Annotated in this window: 15 protein-coding genes; 11 read left to right on the top strand and 4 right to left on the bottom strand. The window is 34.2% G+C overall.

What is annotated here, in order from left to right:
• Window positions 1-25: 25 nt before the first annotated feature.
• From THEYE_RS10360 to THEYE_RS10330, 7 genes are all read left to right on the top strand, one after another.
• Window positions 26-883 (top strand): glycine--tRNA ligase subunit alpha, encoded by an 858-nt coding sequence (locus tag THEYE_RS10360; RefSeq protein WP_012546794.1) that lies wholly within the window; start codon window positions 26-28, stop codon window positions 881-883.
• Window positions 876-2,915: a glycine--tRNA ligase subunit beta gene (gene glyS, locus THEYE_RS10355; RefSeq protein ID WP_012544914.1), complete on the top strand. Its 2,040-nt coding sequence runs from the start codon at window positions 876-878 to the stop codon at window positions 2,913-2,915. Before THEYE_RS10360 ends, glyS begins: the two co-directional genes overlap by 8 nt.
• Before the next feature lie 105 nt (window positions 2,916-3,020).
• A complete protein-coding gene (gene pal / locus THEYE_RS10350; protein WP_012546782.1) occupies window positions 3,021-3,569 on the top strand; it encodes a peptidoglycan-associated lipoprotein Pal in 549 nt (182 codons plus the stop codon).
• Window positions 3,566-4,429 carry a tol-pal system protein YbgF gene (gene ybgF / locus THEYE_RS10345; RefSeq protein ID WP_012545231.1) on the top strand — a complete coding sequence of 288 codons (864 nt, stop codon included), beginning with the start codon at window positions 3,566-3,568 and terminating at the stop codon, window positions 4,427-4,429. The genes pal and ybgF overlap by 4 nt, the downstream gene beginning before the upstream one ends.
• Window positions 4,426-5,394 (top strand): GTP 3',8-cyclase MoaA, encoded by a 969-nt coding sequence (gene moaA, locus THEYE_RS10340; protein WP_012546124.1) that lies wholly within the window; start codon window positions 4,426-4,428, stop codon window positions 5,392-5,394. The genes ybgF and moaA overlap by 4 nt, the downstream gene beginning before the upstream one ends.
• Before the next feature lie 5 nt (window positions 5,395-5,399).
• Window positions 5,400-6,152: a glycosyltransferase family 2 protein gene (locus THEYE_RS10335; RefSeq protein ID WP_012546558.1), complete on the top strand. Its 753-nt coding sequence runs from the start codon at window positions 5,400-5,402 to the stop codon at window positions 6,150-6,152.
• Complete coding sequence (locus tag THEYE_RS10330) at window positions 6,143-7,912, top strand: ABC transporter ATP-binding protein (protein ID WP_012545590.1); 1,770 nt, start codon at window positions 6,143-6,145, stop codon at window positions 7,910-7,912. Before THEYE_RS10335 ends, THEYE_RS10330 begins: the two co-directional genes overlap by 10 nt.
• Here THEYE_RS10330 and THEYE_RS10325 read toward each other — a convergent pair.
• On the bottom strand, window positions 7,890-8,759 hold the full coding sequence (locus THEYE_RS10325; RefSeq protein WP_012545432.1) for a lysophospholipid acyltransferase family protein: 870 nt from the start codon (window positions 8,757-8,759) through the stop codon (window positions 7,890-7,892). The genes THEYE_RS10330 and THEYE_RS10325 overlap by 23 nt on opposite strands.
• Window positions 8,760-8,936: 177 nt before the next feature.
• Here THEYE_RS10325 and THEYE_RS10320 point away from each other — a divergent pair, with 177 nt between their 5' ends.
• Together THEYE_RS10320 and THEYE_RS10315 are read left to right on the top strand one after the other, a co-directional pair.
• Window positions 8,937-10,463: a tetratricopeptide repeat protein gene (locus THEYE_RS10320; RefSeq protein WP_012546669.1), complete on the top strand. Its 1,527-nt coding sequence runs from the start codon at window positions 8,937-8,939 to the stop codon at window positions 10,461-10,463.
• An 11-nt stretch (window positions 10,464-10,474) separates the two neighbouring features.
• The gene (locus tag THEYE_RS10315) at window positions 10,475-14,149 is read left to right on the top strand and encodes a FecR family protein (protein ID WP_012545116.1); all 3,675 of its coding nucleotides are present in this window, start codon (window positions 10,475-10,477) and stop codon (window positions 14,147-14,149) included.
• A gap of 44 nt (window positions 14,150-14,193) precedes the next feature.
• On the opposite strand, the gene mazG is transcribed toward THEYE_RS10315, so the two are convergent.
• Genes mazG through THEYE_RS10300 form a run of 3 tightly spaced genes read right to left on the bottom strand, consistent with a single transcriptional unit; the run spans window position 14,194 to window position 16,346 of the window.
• Entirely contained in the window at window positions 14,194-14,970 is a 777-nt protein-coding gene (mazG, locus tag THEYE_RS10310) for a nucleoside triphosphate pyrophosphohydrolase (RefSeq protein WP_164924877.1), read from the bottom strand.
• Complete coding sequence (locus THEYE_RS10305; protein WP_012546853.1) at window positions 14,957-15,700, bottom strand: carbon monoxide dehydrogenase accessory protein CooC; 744 nt, start codon at window positions 15,698-15,700, stop codon at window positions 14,957-14,959. The genes mazG and THEYE_RS10305 overlap by 14 nt, the downstream gene beginning before the upstream one ends.
• Before the next feature lies 1 nt (window position 15,701).
• Window positions 15,702-16,346 (bottom strand): HAD family hydrolase, encoded by a 645-nt coding sequence (locus tag THEYE_RS10300; protein ID WP_012545723.1) that lies wholly within the window; start codon window positions 16,344-16,346, stop codon window positions 15,702-15,704.
• A gap of 61 nt (window positions 16,347-16,407) precedes the next feature.
• Here THEYE_RS10300 and THEYE_RS10295 point away from each other — a divergent pair, with 61 nt between their 5' ends.
• Entirely contained in the window at window positions 16,408-17,487 is a 1,080-nt protein-coding gene (locus THEYE_RS10295; protein WP_012546105.1) for a type IV pilus twitching motility protein PilT, read from the top strand.
• Window positions 17,484-18,647: a type IV pilus twitching motility protein PilT gene (locus tag THEYE_RS10290; RefSeq protein WP_012545245.1), complete on the top strand. Its 1,164-nt coding sequence runs from the start codon at window positions 17,484-17,486 to the stop codon at window positions 18,645-18,647. Before THEYE_RS10295 ends, THEYE_RS10290 begins: the two co-directional genes overlap by 4 nt.
• The last annotated feature ends 9 nt before the right edge of the window (window positions 18,648-18,656 follow it).

The raw sequence follows: 18,656 nt of genomic DNA, 5'->3' as shown, positions 1-18,656 counted from the left end.
CTATGCTAAAGTATCATGAAAATCTATGTATTTTCAAGAAATAATTTTCACACTTAATAAATACTGGGCTCAGAAAGGATGCGTGATACTGCAACCCTATGATATAGAAGTTGGTGCAGGGACATTTCACACTGCTACTTTTTTCAGAGTTTTAGGCCCAGAGAGCTGGAATACAGGTTATGTTCAACCATGCAGACGTCCAACAGATGGAAGATATGGAGAAAATCCGAACAGACTCGGGCAATATTATCAATATCAGGTTATTCTGAAGCCTTCTCCAGAGAACTCACAGGAAGTATATATTGAAAGCCTTAAAGCACTTGGAATAGACCCTTTAAAACATGACATAAGATTTGTTGAAGATGACTGGGAAAGCCCTACTCTTGGCGCTTGGGGGCTTGGCTGGGAAGTATGGCTTGATGGAATGGAGATAACTCAGTTTACTTATTTTCAGCAGGTTGGAGGTATTGATTTAAAACCTGTATCTGTTGAGATTACATACGGTCTTGAAAGAATTGCCATGTATCTTCAGGAAGTGGAAAATGTTTTTGATATAAAGTGGAATGAAAAATTTACTTATGGAGATATTCACAAACAGCCTGAAATAGAGTTTTCATACTTTAATTTTGATCACTCAGACCCAGTAATAATCAAAAAACATTTTGATGAATATGAAAGAGAATCAAATCGTCTAAGGGAGTTAGGACTGGTTTTCCCAGCTTATGAGTTTTGTCTTAAGTGTTCTCATCTTTTCAATCTCCTTGATGCTCGTGGGGTTTTGTCTGTGGCAGAGAGAACCAATTATATAGCTCGTGTAAGAACTCTTGCAAAAGCCTGTGCTGAATCTTATTTAATTAAAAGGTATGGAGTAATAAATGGGTAAAATTCTTTTTGAAATTGGAGCAGAAGAGATTCCTGCGAGATTTATTCCTTTAGCAATCAGTCAAATAGAGGAAAACTTTAAAAAAATTACTTCTGAATATAGAATTGAGTTGGAATCTATAAAAGTTTACGCAACTCCGAGAAGACTTACCCTTCTGGCAGAACTATCTTCAGAGCAGGCATCAGAGGAAAAATTAGTCTGGGGACCTCCTGTGCATGTTGCCTTTGATGAAAAAGGCTTGCCAAAGGAGTCTGCTTATGCTTTTGCAAAGGCTCAAGGTATTGAGGTTGACCAGCTTCAGATTAAACCTAAAGGAAAAGGAAACTATGTATGTGCAGTTTTATCTAAAAAAGGCAAAAAAACAGAAGAAGTTCTTCCCGAAATTCTAAGAAATCTTTTTTATTCTCTAAATTTTCCTAAAATGATGCGATGGGGAGAAGGAACATTAAGATTTATAAGACCTGTAAGATGGTTTTTAGCTTTATATGATGATAGGTTTATTTCTTTTGAGATAGAAGGTATAAAAACAGAAAACAAAACACAAGGACACAGATTTCTTTCCGAAAATCCATTGAATATTGATAGAGTTGACAATTATGAATTTATTCTTGAAAAAGCTTTTGTTATAGTTGACCCAGAAAAAAGAAAAAAAATTATACTCACTCAGGCTGAAGAGCTTGCTAAAAAAGTAAACGGAAAAATTTTATGGAATAATGAACTTATTGAAGAAGTAACTTATCTTGTTGAATTTCCAAATTCTGTTTTATGCAGTTTTTCCATGCAATATCTGAAACTTCCAGAAGAGTTACTTATTACAGTTATGAAGGACCATCAGAGATATTTTGCTATCATAGATAATGAAGGGAAACTTAAAAATTACTTTGTTGTTGTAAGCAATACAAAAGCAGAAAATGAGGAAAACATTAAAAAAGGAGCTGAGAGAGTTATAAAAGCCAGATTTGAGGATGCAAGATTTTACTATGAGGAAGACCTCAAAAAAGGCTTAGTAAATCTTCTTGAGGCAACTAAAGGGATAATTTATCATAAAAAGCTTGGAAGTCTTTATGATAAAAGTTTAAGGATTATAAGAATTGCTGAAAGACTTAGTGATAGATTAATTCCTGAAAAAACAGAGTTGGTAAAGATTGCTGCAAATTATTGTAAAGCTGATCTTGCAAGCGGTGTAGTTGGAGAGTTTCCTGAATTACAAGGCATAATGGGTGGATATTATGCTAAAAATGCAGGCATGCCAGAGGAAGTTTTTTTGGCAATAAGAGAACATTATCTTCCAAAAGGATTTACTGATGAAATTCCATCTAATGATATAGGATGCATCATAAGCCTTGCTGATAAACTTGATCATATAGCAACTTTTTTTTATCTTGGTGAAATTCCATCAGGAACAGAAGACCCTTTTGGCTTAAGAAGGGCAGCAAATGGAATTATATCTATACTTTTAAAGAAAAAATATTCCTTGAGCTTATTAGAAACTGTAAGTATGATACAAGAATTTGTTGATGAAAAATTAAAGGAGCAGATTTCAATTTTTATTGTTCAGAGATTTGAAAGCTATCTTGAGTCAACAGGATATGATGTTAATTTAATAAAAACAATAAGTGATTTCATTTTAATCAGACCAGTTTATGAGATTAAAAAAAGACTTGAAGCAGTATCGTTGTTCCGCAGTAAGGAAGATTTTGAAGAATTTTTCCTTGCTGTAAAAAGGGTTTCAAATATTATTAAAAATTATGAAAAGTTTGAATTGAACCCTGAGCTTTTTTCCTCTGAAGAAGAAAAAAAACTTTTTAATGAAATAGAAAAATACAAAGAAAATCTTTATGAATATTTAAATTCTCAGCAATTTTTTGAAGCATTAAACTATTTACACAAACTTACACCTACGATAAATAACTTTTTTGATAATGTGCTTGTTATGGATAAAGATGAAAAAATTAAAAGAAACAGGCTTGCATTATTGCAGCATTTATCAGAATTATTAAAATCTGTTGCGGATATTTCAAGGCTATATTAAAATTTTATTTTAATTTTATGTTAGCAAATAATATTAATTGTTGTATTATATAAATATGATACAAATCAAAGAGCCTGCCAAAAAAATGCTCCCTGGAGGCATAAAATGAAAATTAAAATTATTTTATTAGCTATCTTTTGTCTTTTTTTGATTATTGCCTGTGCTGAAAGGAAAATTTATATGCCTGATGGAAAGGAAACTACAGGAATAGTAAAAAAAGAAGAAGGAAATGAAATAGAAAAAACAAAGCCATCAGAAGAAGAAACTTCTTTTACTACTTCTCAAATGGCGGAACTTATTAAAAAACTTCAGGAAGAGATAGGTGATATACATTTTGATTATGATAAATACGATGTTAGACAAGATGATTTGCCTACACTGAAAAAAGTTGCTTCCTATCTGCAGAAATATCCTAAACTCAGGGTTATTATAGAAGGACATTGTGATGAAAGGGGAACAAATGAGTATAATTTTGCACTTGGGCAAAAAAGAGCTGATTCTGCAAAGCAGTATCTAATAACTCTCGGAATCATATCCTCAAGGATTGATATAATAAGCTATGGCGAAGAAAAACCTTTATGCACAGAACAAAATGAATCATGCTGGCAGAAAAATAGAAGGGCACACTTTGTTTTTATAGAGGAGGGGAAATGAAAAAGATTAAAAGCAAGATATTTTTTACTGCAATAGTGTCTGCTGTTTTTTTGTCTGGTTGTGTTACCACAGGTGAGTATGAACAAATAAGGGCAGATATTACCAAACTACATATTGAAAATAGTCAACTAAAGCAAGAAGTTTCTGAACTTAAAACGAGAATGGATAAGATGTCTTCTGACTTATCTACAGCCACAGCATTAAAGGAGGGACAGCTCACGCTTATTGCTCAGACACAGGATTATGTAAAGGAATTACAGATACTGAAAGGAAGATTTGAAGAAAGCTCTTACAGCAATGACAAAAAATTTAAAGAGCTAAGTGATAAAATCGCAGAATTACAGGCTAAACTAACACAGCCACAACAGCCTATTCCACAGAAAGAACCAGAACAAAAGAAAATATCGCCAGGACAATTAAAAAATCCCAAAGAAATATATGATTCCGCTCATGTAGACATAAAAGAAAAAAGATATGCCTCGGCAAGAGATAAATTTCAGGAGATTACAAAGAATTATCCTGATTTTGAGCTTCTTCCCAACTCATATTTTTGGATTGGAGAAACTTACTATAGTGAAAAAAAATATGAAGATGCGATTCTTGCTTATGAAGAATTTCTCAAGAAATATCCAAAGCACGATAAAGCACCAGGTGCACTTCTTAAAGAAGGAATGGCATTTTTAGAGTTGAAAGATAAAAAAACAGCAAAAGTTGTATTTGAAAGAGTTATTGAGAGATATCCTAAATCAAAGGAAGCAGAAATTGCTCAGCAAAAAATAGCAGAAATACTTAAGAGTCAGAATTCAGGGAAAAAATCAACAAAGACAAAATCTAAAACAAAAACTAAATCAAAACAATGAAGGATAATTTTAACAGAAATATAGATTACTTAAGAATCTCCATTATTGACAGATGTAATCTTAGGTGTATTTATTGTATGCCTGAAGAAGGCATAACCAATTTATTACCTCATCATGAAATATTGAGCTATGAGGAAATATTAAAAATTGTTGAAATAGGCGTAGATTTAGGGATAACAAAAATAAGAATCACAGGTGGTGAGCCTCTTCTAAGAAAGGGCATTGTCAGTTTTATTGAAAGACTTGCACGAATAGAAGGTATACGAGACATTGGAATGACAACAAATGGAGTTCTTCTTAAAAAGTTTGCTAAAGATTTATATAATGCAGGCTTAAAACGAGTGAATGTTAGCCTTGACTCCCTTGATGAAAATAAATTTAGAGCCATAACCAGAGTGGGTTTAATAGATGATGTTTTTGAAGGTATTGATGAGGCAAAAAATGCTGGTTTACAACCTGTTAAGGTCAATGTTGTTGTAATGAAAGGCATTAATGATGATGAAATAGAAAAATTTGCCCTATGGAGTAAAAAAGTAGAATATCAGATAAGATTTATAGAGTTTATGCCTGTTGGTCAGAATGCGTGGAAAAAGGAACTTTTTATATCAAAAGATGAGATAAAGGAAAGAATAGAGAATAAAATCGGAAAACTTATTCCAGTACAGATGAAGAAGTCAGGTCCTGCAGAGTACTTCATGCTTGCAGGAGCAAAGGGTTTTCTTGGATTTATAAGTCCTATGACAACACATATATGTGTTAGATGTAATAGGCTTAGATTAACTGCTGATGGTAAACTAAGACCTTGTCTTTTTTCTGACAAAGAAGTGGACATAAAAAAGATTTTACGAAGCGGCGCCTCTACAGAAGAGATAAGAGAAACAATTATCAAAACCATTCATTTAAAACCTCAGGGTATGTCAGAACATACAAAGCCTTTAAGGCCTATGTCCACAATAGGAGGCTAAGTTTTTTGAAAATCCCTATCTCTATTGCAATTATTACAAAAAATGAAGAAAAAAATATTGAGGATGCTCTGGAATCTGTAAAAGATTTTGAAGAGATTGTTGTGGTAGATGCTTTTAGTGAAGACAGAACAGTTGAAATTTGCAAAAACTATACAGATAAAATTTATAAATTAGAATGGAAAGGTTTTGCAACCCAAAAACAATTTGCTGTTGAAAAGACAACACTGCCATGGGTTTTCATTCTTGATGCAGATGAAAGAGTTACAGAGGCTTTAAAAATGGAAATAACTGAAAAAATAAGCAATGATGATTTTGATGGATATTTTATTCCAAGAAAAAATTTTTTTCTTGGGAAATGGATTAAACACAGCGGATGGTGGCCAGATTATACGCTAAGACTATTTAGGAAAGACAAAGGGAAAATGCAGATTAGAGAAGTTCATGAGAAGGTTATTGTTAATGGTAAAGTGGGCTACGTAAAAGAACCTATTTTACATTATACATATCAAACTTTTGAAGACTTTATTAAGAAAATGCAGATTTATTCTTCCTATGGAGCATTGGAGTTAATAAAAAAGAATCCGTCAAAATGTAAGATAGTTTTAAAGATTTTTTTTGCTCCTGTATTTACATTTTTTAAAATGTTTTTTATAAAATTGGGATTTCTTGATGGTTTAAGGGGTTTTATTCTTGCATTTTTTTACAGTTTTTATTCATTTCTTAAGTACGCTAAAGTTTGGGAAAAACAATGGAAATAGAAAAATATTTCAAAATAAAGTTTAAAAAATTATGGCTGGATGATTTTGCGGTTTTCTGGAGACTTATAAAAGAGCACAGGCTAAGACTTCTTTTTGCCTTACTTTGCAGTTTATCAATATCTGGAATCAATGGAGCTATTGCATGGTCAGTAAAACCTGCAATGGACCAGATTTTTATAAAAAAATCAGCAGAGTTTCTTTATTTAATTCCTCTTCTGGTTATTATTCTTTTTAGTTTGAGAGGAGTTTTTACCTTTATTAATAATTATATTATGAATTCAGTTGGTTCTAAGATTGTTAAGTTTGTCAGAGATGCGCTTTATGAAAAACTTTTAAAGCTTCCAATGTCATTTTTTTGCAGAGACAGTTCAGGAAATCTTATTTCTAAAGTTCTCAATGATGCTGACTTGCTTAAAAGCACGGTTTCAAACACTATCAAAGATTTTCTGGTTGAAGGGCTTACGGTCATTGTGTTAGCCTGTGTTGCCTTTTATCGCAGATGGGATCTGGCATTGCTTTCTTTTGTTGTTATTCCATTGATGCTTTATTCTATGACAGAATTTGGAAAAAGGATGAAAGATATTGGAATGAAAACCCGTCTTAGAATCGCTAAAATAACAACACTTCTACATGAAACATTGCAGGGCATAAAGATAATAAAAGCTTTCACCATGGAATCTGACATGAAACAAAGATACAGGAACGCACTTCATGAACACTATAGAAATATTATGCGAGAAGTAAGAACAGAAGAATTTACAAATCTTATTTCAGAAACTATAGCAGGGATAGGTGTTGCTATTATTCTTTTTTATGGAGGGTATCTTGTTGTTAATGATAAAATCTCTTCTGGTGACTTTTTTTCATTTGCAACAGCAGTAATTCTTATGTATACGCCTTTAAAAAGGCTTAGTCGTGTTAATGCCTCCTTTCAAAGAGGAAGAAATGTTATAGAGCGACTTAGGGAGATTATATTTGTTGAACATGAGCCAGAAAAAGGCGAAAAAAGAGAAATAAATGGCCATATAGTTTTTAAAAATGTTTCATTCAGATATCCTCTTTCAAAAGATTATACACTCAAAGATATTAATTTTGAAATACAGGCTGGTGAAACAGTTGCTATAGTTGGTCCATCAGGAGCAGGAAAAAGCACAATCGCAGATTTGCTTGCAGGATTCTGGTATCCAACAGAAGGTGATATATTAATTGATGGAGTGAGCATAAGAGATTTTTCACTTCATAGCCTTCGTTCTCAAATAGCTCTTGTGACACAAGATATTATTTTATTTAATGATTCAGTCATCAATAATATAAAGTTTGGTAATATCTCATCCACCAAAGAAGAGGTTGAGAGAGCTGCCATAATGGCAGATGCCCACGATTTTATAATAAAGCTGCCAAAAGGTTATGAATCAATGGTTGGGGAAAAAGGTATTTTGCTTTCAGGTGGGCAGAAACAGAGAATTACAATTGCAAGAGCTATTTTAAGAGAGCCGAAGATTTTAATATTTGATGAAGCCACAGCAAGCCTTGATACTGAATCTGAAGAAAAAATTCAGAGAGCTCTTGAACAGATGAGGAAAGGTAGAACAACTTTAGTTATTGCCCACAGACTTTCTACAATAAAGCGGGCTGATAAAATTATTGTTATGGACAAAGGTAGGATTATAGAACAGGGAACACATGAAGAGCTTTTAGCAAAAGGAGGGCTTTACAGTGAACTGTGGCATTTGCAGTTTAGTGAACCCTCATTCTCTTAAATCTTCTGTGAAACCAGTAATACTGTTCAGGATACTTTCTGATTAATTCTTCAAGAAGACAGTTATATTTTTCAATAAGGATTTCAACTTGTTTTTGTAATTCTATCTCAGGATAAATTTTGATTTCATGCCCATTTTCTCCCCTTACAATAAAAATCGGAACAAGCGGAGAACCTTTTCTCTGTGCTATAACAAACGCACCCTTCTGGCACTGAACATACTTGCCGAAAAATTTTGCATAAATACCAGGTCTTGCTTGGTCAGCAAGTATAAAGACAATCATATTTTTATTTAAAGCGCTTATTATTTCCTTAGGAACTTCTCTATCAGAACGAAAGGGAATTGGATAAATTTTATAAGATTTTATAAGATTGTATAAAAATCCTTCGGGAAGATATTTCCCTTCTTTAAAAAGAACAGCAACAGGATAACCTTTCTCAGCAAGCCATGCAAGCATGACAGGAATATTACCTAAATGCGCGCTCAATGCAATTATTCCTTTGCGTTTTTTTAATGCTTCATCAAGATGTTCAATGCCTGAAACTTTAGCCCATTGAGCAAGTTTTTCTTTCTTTTTTACAATAAAGGCAATCTCAAGGGCAGTGAGAATAATTTCTTGAATAAACTTTTTTAAGACTTTTTTCAGTTCAGATTCTTTATATTGTTGTTCAAAAGCAATTTTTAAATTATCAAAGGCAACATTCTTTCTTTTCCAGGAGAGAGAATATAATAAACTTCCTAAAAAAGATGAAACAGTAATAAGTTGTTTTTTCCCGAGAATTCTTCCAAGCCCCATAAAAAATTTAAGAGCAAATTTAAAAATAATATGTTTAACAAAAGATTTCATATAAGTTTAAGAATAATTATAATACTAAAACACATGAAATACAAAGAAGACAGAAGGGGTTTCAATCGTAAAAAAATGAGTAAAACATAATATTCTCGTCATATATAGATTAAATAAACATCTTAAAAGATATTGATTTTTTAAAAAACAATTTTTTACAATTTTTTTCAATTTTTTATGGTTAATCAAACCCTCATAAATGCTCTCTTAATATTATTCTTGATATTTATTCCTGTTTCACTATATGCAGAAGATTTATTTCAAAAGGGGATTGAACAATACAGGCAGGAAAATTATGAAGAAGCTCTTGAGATATTTAAAAAAATTTACAGAACACAGCCTTCAACACTTGCAAGTTTTTATCTTGGGCTTACATACAAGCAAATAGGGGATTACAGAAGTGCAAAAAAATATTTTTACAACTCTTTGACAGACATACCAAGAATAAATGATGCATATCTTGAATTAGCTGAAGTTTTATACCATCTTGGAGAACTGAAGGAAGCAATGCAATGGCTCACAGAAGCTGAAAAACAGTTTATAATGCCTTCAAAGATTCTATTTTTAAAGGGTCTTGTTTTTTCAAAGATGGGCAGGTTTGAGGAGGCAAGAAAAGCCTTTGAAAGAGCAAAATCCATTGATTCTGCTCTGACTCAGGTATCAGACCTTCAGATAGCACTCACCTACTCTGCTGAAAGGAAGATTAAGGAGGCTATGAAAACTCTTGAAGGATTGATAAAGATTGAGCCCCAAACAGATATTGCAGAGTTTGCCTCTGATTATCTTGCTGCCCTTAAAACAGCCATCAAGGAGTTGAGCATTTATTTGTCTCTGGGATATCAGTATGATGACAACGTGGTATCAAAACCAACAACTCTGATTGGAGTCTCAGCAGTTGATGAGATTTCAGGAAAAAGAGACTCTGCACAGGTGGCAAATATGAAGCTCAGTTGGAAACCCTTGCTATCAGGAAACTTATTTATTATAGGAGACTTTGGCATTTATACAAAAAACTATTTTTCTTCCTATAAGTTTGACACAACCATGAGCACAATTACATTTACTCCCGGTATAAATATTGGAAAGGGATTTATAACACTTCCCTTGAGTTACTTTCATATGTGGCTTAATGAGAGGGAATATATGTCACTTTTTTCACTCACCCCTACAGTGAGCCTTCAGATTGCTGCTGGACATATTTTCCAGTTTTCAGCGGGATATGGTAAAAGGGAGATGCTTAAGTATACAGCAGATGCTGATCCTAATGAAGACAGGGATAGTAACCAATACAGTATTTCAGCAGGATATTTTTATCCCTTTAAGGAGAAAGGAGTTTTTTATTCAAAATATGAATATATGATTGATGATACTCAGGGAATCAACTGGGACTCCCTGTCTCATAGATTATCTGCTGGAGTTGTATGTCCCCTTACTGAAAAACTCATACTCCAGATTGCAGGGGACCACACATGGCAAAACTACAGAAACATAAATACATACACAGGAAGAGGGGTTAAGGGTTTCCCGGAAACCGCTGAAAAAAGAAGAGACCAAATATATTCATTAACAGCAGGAGTTATCTTTGAGATTTCAAAAACCCTGAGGACTAATCTCAGCTACTATCACTTAAGGGCTGACTCAAACTTTCCAATTTATGATTATAAGAGAAACATTTACAGTGTTGAGCTGAGTTTTAGCTTTTAAGGAGGCTTAAGATGCTGAGGCTTAAAATTTTAATTTTAATAGCCTTTATCAGTTTTTTATTCTTAAGCAATGCCTTAGCTCAGGAAGTAGGTAAAATCACAGCATTAGAGGGGAAGGTTGATATTTTAAGAGGGGGTAAGCCTCCTGCTGTTATGGTAAAAATAAATGAGCCTGTTTATTTAAATGACATAATAAGAACAAAAACTGATTCAAGGGCAGAACTCACATTCAGGGACGGAACGGTTGTAAAGATTGCTCCTCGTAGCAGAATTGACATTAGTGAATATTTTGCAGATGCTCATAGTTTCAGAGTCACTCTTAATATTCCCAGAGGGAAGGCAGGAGCTTTTGTAGCAAAGGAAAGTGTTGAGAAGATAAAGGCATTCCCAAAGGCTAACAGATTTGAGATAAAAACACCAATAGCAGTTGCAGGAGTAAGAGGAACAAATTATGTGGTTGCTCACTATCCTACCTATTCAACAGTAACAGTCTTAACTGGAAAAGTTTACTGTTATAATCTCCATATACCTGAAAGAGTTGTTGAGGTAGGAGCAGGTCAGGCAACAGTTATAAGAGAGAAACTTCCACCAGAACTGCCAAAACCTTTGACTTCTAAGGAAATACAAAGTGAACAGAAAGATATAACACCAAGCAAAGTTGAGAGAGAAGGAAACATAGAAAAGCCTTTTGTATCAGAATATCCTCTGAGAAATCCAGAAGAGCCTACTGCTGTTAATTTTTATCCAGAGACTTCTTCTGAACCAAGACTTTCAACAAAGGAGACAACTCCTCCAATTACTGAAACAACAAAAATTACAGAAAGTTTGAGCGTTAATTTTATGCTTTACAGCATTGAAGCCCCAATTTCTGGGGAGTGGAAAATAACATATAAAGTAGAGGCAAACAAGCCAGTTATTGTTAGGTATAGGACTAAAACTTCAGATTGGGATGAATGGAAGGATGTAAACACAACAGCTCAAAATAACATTGATTTTTCAATCAATGTTTATGGTTCCTATGAGATTCAAATAAAAGCAACAGACAGTTACGGAAATAACAAAGAGTGGTCTTCATCAATAGTTTATCCAAAGTCAAGCACATTTTCGGGGAATATTGCAACTGATACCTCAGCAAACAGTTCAGTGACTGGAAATGTCGCAGGAGCATTGACAGTTGACAAAGGTATAGCAAAGCTTACAGCTTCATCCCCTGTTTCTTTTAATTCTACATTTAAAGCAGGAGGGGGTAATGCTACAGAAGGATACTGGATATTAAAAGGTCCGACATCTTCTTCTTATTTCAGACTGCTTACACCAACTTATCTTTTTACAGGAAGCGGTGATTCCACGCTTACTATGGAATCTGGCGGGATAAAATCAGTGACTACAGAACCTTGGATAGAGGTGAAGGAACTTAGTTTATCTGCTAAATTTACGGGATATCATCATTACTATGATGGCACTAAAATAGATGAAGTTCAAGGAGGCGGACAGTCTACAATACTTATTGGAAAAACAGGAGAGCTGATTTTACCATCAAGCATAAATGATACAGTAACATACAAAACAGAAAATTATGGAATTGGTTATATTCCTGATGTTACACAGGACACATCTATGGTATGGGGTAATTTTCAGCAAAATTCTGGAAGTAGTTTAAAGCTAAAGGGTTATGCAGGAGGTATTGGTGAGGATTCATCCCAAAATTATGCTATTTATGGATTATACATAGGTTCTGATGGCTCTGCAGGAATTCTTAAAGGTTCACCATATGGAACAAATCAAAATTTATACAAAGAAATACATCTTATTGATATTGAGCCTGCCTTTACATTCAAAAAGAAAACAGTTGGTTATTCAACCATGTCTACATGGTCAGATTATATTCAGGGCAGTTATCAGGGATATTTTACAGGTGGAAGCGGGACTCCAACAATATCTAAACAGGATATAAGTAACACATCTTATGGTGTTATTGGTTCTGCTACTCTTTCTCTTAAAAAAGGAAGTAATCCAGAATCGTGGGGAGTTTTTGGGATAGAGCTTGGTGGTTCCCACTCTGCAACACTACCTACAGGGCTTAAACTTGAATTCAGTGGAGATTCATGGGATAATAGGGATGCATCATATACAACGCCTGATTATTGGCTGGGAAGCGTTTCAGAGGCAACAGTTTCATCAGGAAAAATTCAGGGAACCTTTCAAGGCAGATTCATGACTCCAACTCATTATGGAATAATTGAAGGTAAAATGTTTGGCAATTTAGGCAGCAATAAATGGGTTGGAATAGTAATTGGAGGTTATGAACCTATTGTTGAGCTTTCTCATTTAAGCAATATTGTATCAGATGCAAATACAAGCAAGATTTATAAAGAGAATTTTGCTGTAACAGGAGCAAGAATTAATTCTTATCTTGGCGGAGATAGTTTCTGGAGTAAGGAACAGGGAAGCCTGTATTCAATGGGCAAAATAAATGATTCAAGTAATGAAATAGATTTCAATTCAGGTTCATCTTATCTATGGTATGCACCAACTAACTGGTCATCAGGATCATTAAGATATTCTGGTTATATAGGTGGTAGATTTGGGCAGAAAACAGATACATCCTATAATTTCAGCACGTATGTTGCAGGAATATATAATGATTCAACGAATAAGGGAATTTTCATCGGGAATCTCTCAACAGATGGAACATCAAATGTTTTGAGTCTTGAAAAAAGATTTTTTCTTGAAGGCGAAAATAATGTCAAAGCTGTAACCCTTGCAGCAGGTTCAATTCCTTCTTCACCTTCGCCAGCAGTTGTATCAAATCTGAGCATTGATACAAATTCATATGGCATTACATTACAGAATCAGGAAGGTTACATAATCATGGATACAAATACGAATTATTACACCTTCGGAGCAGGATTGATTGGAATGGGCGGAACATATAATACTGTCCCCACAGGTTTATGGGATATAACATATACTGGAAGTTTTGAAGGAGGTTTTCAAGGTTCCTTTGGTGCTCTGTTAAAGGGAAATTTATGGGGGACTGAAAATTCTGTTCAGAATATAATTAATGGTAAAACCTATGGATATTTTGCAGATATAACAGGAACTCCTTTTTTAACAGGAATATTTGTGGGTGAAACATTAGGAACATTTGACCCAACAAATAAATACTGGCAGGCAGTAACATTAGGAACAGTTCTTGAAACAGCGAATTTTTTAAGTATGGCATGCCCTGGTGGAAAATGCAATACATCTGGAACAAATTTTACAGAAGAACAGGAAAAACTGAGAAAACTGAACATTCCAGTAGTTGAGGTTGGCAGAGCAAGTTTTAGTGGTTCAGGGAATAATCTCTCAGTAAATATGAATAATGTTATTTTCTTTTCAACTCAAGCAGGTCAAAAGCCACTTCTCTGGTCCACGGCAGATATAAATGGAATTTACAGTGGAACTCCAACATTAAATCAATCTGTAACACTTAATGCAACCTCAGGTGCTTCAGGTTCTGTTAATTTTACTCCAACATATTGGTCAGGTGGAAACTGGTCAGCAACCATAGCTAATGATATAGCGTATCCTATACAGCTATCAGGTGGTTCATATAATAGCTCTATTAATATGCAAGGTGCGGCATCAGGTGTTTATGGAAGTGGGAATTTTACAGGAACTGCATCAGGAATGGCAAAATGACAATATCGGTAACTGTTTAAACCTTGAGGCGGCATCAAGTAAAATTATTCAGAATTTTTTATCTCTTCCCAGAGGCTATCCATTTCACTAAGTGTCATATCTTTCAGGCTTTTGCCTTTTTGTTGAGCAAGTTTTTCAAGTCTTTTAAATCTTTTTTCGAATTTCCTATTAGTTTTTCTTAGAGCAGTTTCTGGATCAATCCTAAGAAAACGGGCAAGATTTACCAGACTAAAAAGTAAATCACCTATTTCTTCTTCTATCTTTATTTTTTCACCTATTTTAATAGCTTCTTGGACTTCCTTGAGTTCTTCTTTAATCTTATCAATCACTCCATCAACATTATCCCAATCAAAGCCAACTTTTGCCACCCTTGACTGAATTTTGTATGCTTTAAGCAATGAAGGAAGTGCCAAAGGAATCCCTTCCAGTATTGAACTACCAAGCTTACCTTCTTCTTTTTTTCTTTCATCCCACTGATTTAAAACTTCTTCAGGAGTTTTAAACTCTGCCTCTCCAAATACATGAGGATGCCTTCCTATCATTTTCTGAATAATTGAATCTATTACATCGTTTATATCAAAATTACCCTGTTCCTTTGCTATCTGACTATGAAAAACTATCTGAAGAATTAAATCTCCCAGTTCTTCTTTTATAGATTTTGGATCTTTATTTTCAATTGCTTCTATAAGTTCATATGTTTCTTCAAGAAGATATCTTTTAAGAGTGTCATGATTTTGGACTCTGTCCCAGGGGCAACCTTTTTCAGAGCGTAGAATTTCCATTATTTCAACAAGCTTGTCAAATTTTTCACTCAATTTCATCCTCCAAAATCTTTTTAAAGTTTTTCCATACAGCTTCTTCTTCAGAAAGGCTGAATACGCTTCTGCCAGTTTCACTGAATTTCATAAAATCTTTATCAAAAAAAACATAATGAATTTTATTAAAATGTTTTAAAAGTTCCTGTTTTTCAGAATTCTCAAATTCTTTAAAAGCCATATTTATAATAAGGACTTTCTTCTTTGGAGTTATACCGAGCTCTTTGGTAAGCTCATTTATCCTCAGAGCAGCTTGAATGCTACTTTTAGCAGGAGTGCTTACAATAAATAAAAGGTCAATTTTATTTACAATACCTCTGCTTATATGTTCCATTCCAGCTTCATTATCAACAACTATATACCTGTATTGTTCTGCAATTTCCTGAAGAATTCTCTTTAAAACATTATTAATTGCACAATAACATCCACTACCTTCAGGCCTTCCCATAACAATAAGGTCAAATCCTTTAGCTTCTTCAACAATTCTATTTATCTGAATTTCCAGCCATTCATCAAGGCTCATGCCTTCAGGTTTATCCTTCAAGGCATTATCCCTTACTGATGCAAGTGTTTCTGTAACTTTGACTGCTAAAAGTTCAGGAAGGCAAAAGTTAGGGTCTGCGTCTACAACAAGCACAGGATTTGAGTTTCTATTAAGCAGATATTTTACTGTTAATGCAGCAAGGGTGCTTTTCCCAGCGCCACCTTTCCCTGCAAAAACAATAAAATAGCTCATATTACAATGTCCTGGCAATGGTTATTAAATCACTAAATTTATCAATTATAAAATCAGCATTCTTTAGAAGTGCTTTTTCTCTATATCCGTATGTAACAGCTACTGTTTTAACTCCTGCTAATGTCCCTGCCTTAATGTCAAGCTCGCTGTCTCCAACAATTATTGTTTTATCTGGAGAGGTATTAAACCTTTTTATTGTTTCAATAATTGGAACTGGTGAGGGTTTTCTTTCAGCAAAAAGGTCACTTCCAGCTATAAAATCAAAGTATTCTAAAAGTCCAAGAGTTTCAAGTGTTTTAATGCTTAATTCAGTGAGCTTATTGGAAATCACCGCTTTTTTAATTCCTTGCAATTTCTCAAGGGTTTCTCTCACATTAGGATATACTATGGAAAAGTCTGCTATGTGTTTTTTGTAATAGTTTATGAAACATTCAACTAAATCCTGAACAGGCAGAGAAAGTTTTCTTAGTTGTAAAGCTTTTTCTATAAGGCGATTAACACCTTCTCCAACCATTTTTTTTACTTCCTCTTGTGAAAAGCCTTCAATTCCTCTTTTTTTAAAACAATAGTTCAATGCTTGAGTTATATCCTTGCAGGAGTCTACAAGTGTACCGTCTAAGTCAAAGATAATAAGCTCAATAGTCATTTTACAATTTTTTAGTATAACATGAGTTCACTTCTTCCTCAAATCATGCTATAATTTTTACATGGCTCGGATAGATGCCTTTTTTAAACTAATGCTTGAAAACAAAGCAAGTGATCTTCATCTTGTTGCTGGAAGTCAGCCAGTTTTAAGAATTCACGGAGAGCTTGTCAGGGTTCAGTATAAAGTTCTTGATAATGATGAACTTAGGAAGTTTCTTTATGAAATTACACCAGAGGAAAAAATCAAAATATTTGAGGAAACAGGAGATCTTGATTTTGCTCATGAAATACCTGGTGTTGCTCGTTTTCGTGTTAACTATTTTATGCATAAGGAAGGAATTGGCGCAGCATTCAGGCACATTCCTAATGAAATAAAAACAATTGATCAGCTTGGGTTGCCAGTTGTATTAAAAAAGTTCGCAATGCTTAAAAAGGGAATTGTTCTTGTTACAGGTCCTACAGGTTCAGGAAAATCAACAACCCTTGCTGCTATTATTGATTATGCAAACAGTAACAGAAAAGAAAGAATAATAACTATTGAAGACCCCATAGAGTTTGTTCATCCGAATAAAGGCTGCGTTATCTCTTACAGAGAAGTAGGAACTCATACAGAAAGCTTTGCGAAAGCCTTAAGAGCTGCTCTTAGAGAAGACCCAGATATAGTTTTGGTTGGTGAGATGAGAGACATGGAGACAATTCAGCTTGCTCTGGAAGCTGCTGCTACAGGACATCTTGTATTCAGTACACTTCATACTTCATCAGCCATTAAAACAGTTGATAGAATTATTGATGTTTTTCCACCTGAACAGCAGGCGCAGGTAAGGACATCTCTAAGTGAGTCTTTGCAAGCAGTTGTTGCTCAGACACTTTTAAAAAGGGCTGATGGTAAGGGAAGAGTTGCAGCATGTGAGATTTTGATTAACACCTATGCTGTTGCAAATCTTATAAGAGAGGGAAAAACCCATCAAATACTCTCAATTATGCAGACAAGCAAAAAAATAGGCATGCAGACAATGGATGATACTTTATTGCAACTTCTTCAGGAAGGCAAAATTGCACCAGAGGATGCCTATGAAAGAGCAACGGACAAGCAGAAATTTGTTAAATTTCTTAAAGAAGTTCCTCAAGAAGGACTTACATGAGGAAACAGGAATTTGATTATATTCTTGATAAAATTTGTGAGACCTGTCCTGAATTATCAGATATTGTTTTTACAGTTGGAAGACCCTTTCAGGTGCTTCATTGGGGTGAACTAAAACCTGTTCAATTGAAAAATGTTCCGATTGAATCTCTTATTCCTTTTCATACAGAAAGAATAGCTCTAATCCTGATGAATAACCAAAAAAGACTTATTGAAAATCTTATAAAAGATGGATACTGTGATACAAGCTATGCTATACAGAAAGCAAGATTTAGGGTGAATATTTTTTCTCAGAGAGGAAGTTACTCAATTGTTATGAGGAAGCTTCCTGTGAAGATACCTACAGTTGAAGAACTGCGATTGCCTCCTATAATTAAAGAGATTGCAAAAGAAAGAATGGGACTTGTTTTAGTTACAGGAGCAACAGGTTCTGGTAAATCTTCAACGCTTGCGGCAATTTTAAATATCATTAATGAGACAAGAGCATCTCATATAATAACTCTTGAAGATCCTGTTGAGTTTGTACACCCCCATAAAAAATCAACATTTAATCAGAGGGAACTTGGAGTAGACTTCCATAATTTTGCAGACGGGCTTCGTGCTGCACTCAGACAAGCTCCACATGTAATACTTGTTGGAGAAATAAGAGATAGGGAAACGCTTGAAATAGCCATTATGGCAGCTGAAACAGGACATCTTGTTCTGAGCACACTTCATACCACAGATGCAGGACAGACGATTGGAAGAATAGTTGGAATGTTTCCGCCTGATGATGAGTCCTATATAAGGCTCAGGATTTCAGATACACTTAAATGGGTTGTAGGACAGAGGCTTCTACCAAGAATTGACAAAGGAAGAGTAGCTGTAACAGAAATAATGCGGAATACTTTAAGAGTGAGGGAATTAATTATAAACGGTGAAACTGCTGAAAAAACTTTTTATGACATAATAGAGACTTCAGAAGCTGCTGGAATGCATACCTTTGACCAGTCAATTCTTAAATGCTATAAAGAAGGCTTAATAACTGAAGAAACAGCTATAGCATTTGCATCAAGAAGATCCAAGGTTATTATGGAAATAGATAAAATCAAATCTCAAAGGGGAGAAAAGACTACAGATATTGAAGGATTAAAACTTGATATAGATTATGATAAAAAATAAAAGGATGGA

Source organism: Thermodesulfovibrio yellowstonii DSM 11347, assembly GCF_000020985.1.
Taxonomy (GTDB): Bacteria; Nitrospirota; Thermodesulfovibrionia; order Thermodesulfovibrionales; family Thermodesulfovibrionaceae; genus Thermodesulfovibrio; species Thermodesulfovibrio yellowstonii.
Note: the sequence above shows the minus strand (reverse complement) of the source record. Positions and strands in the feature narration are given on the sequence as shown.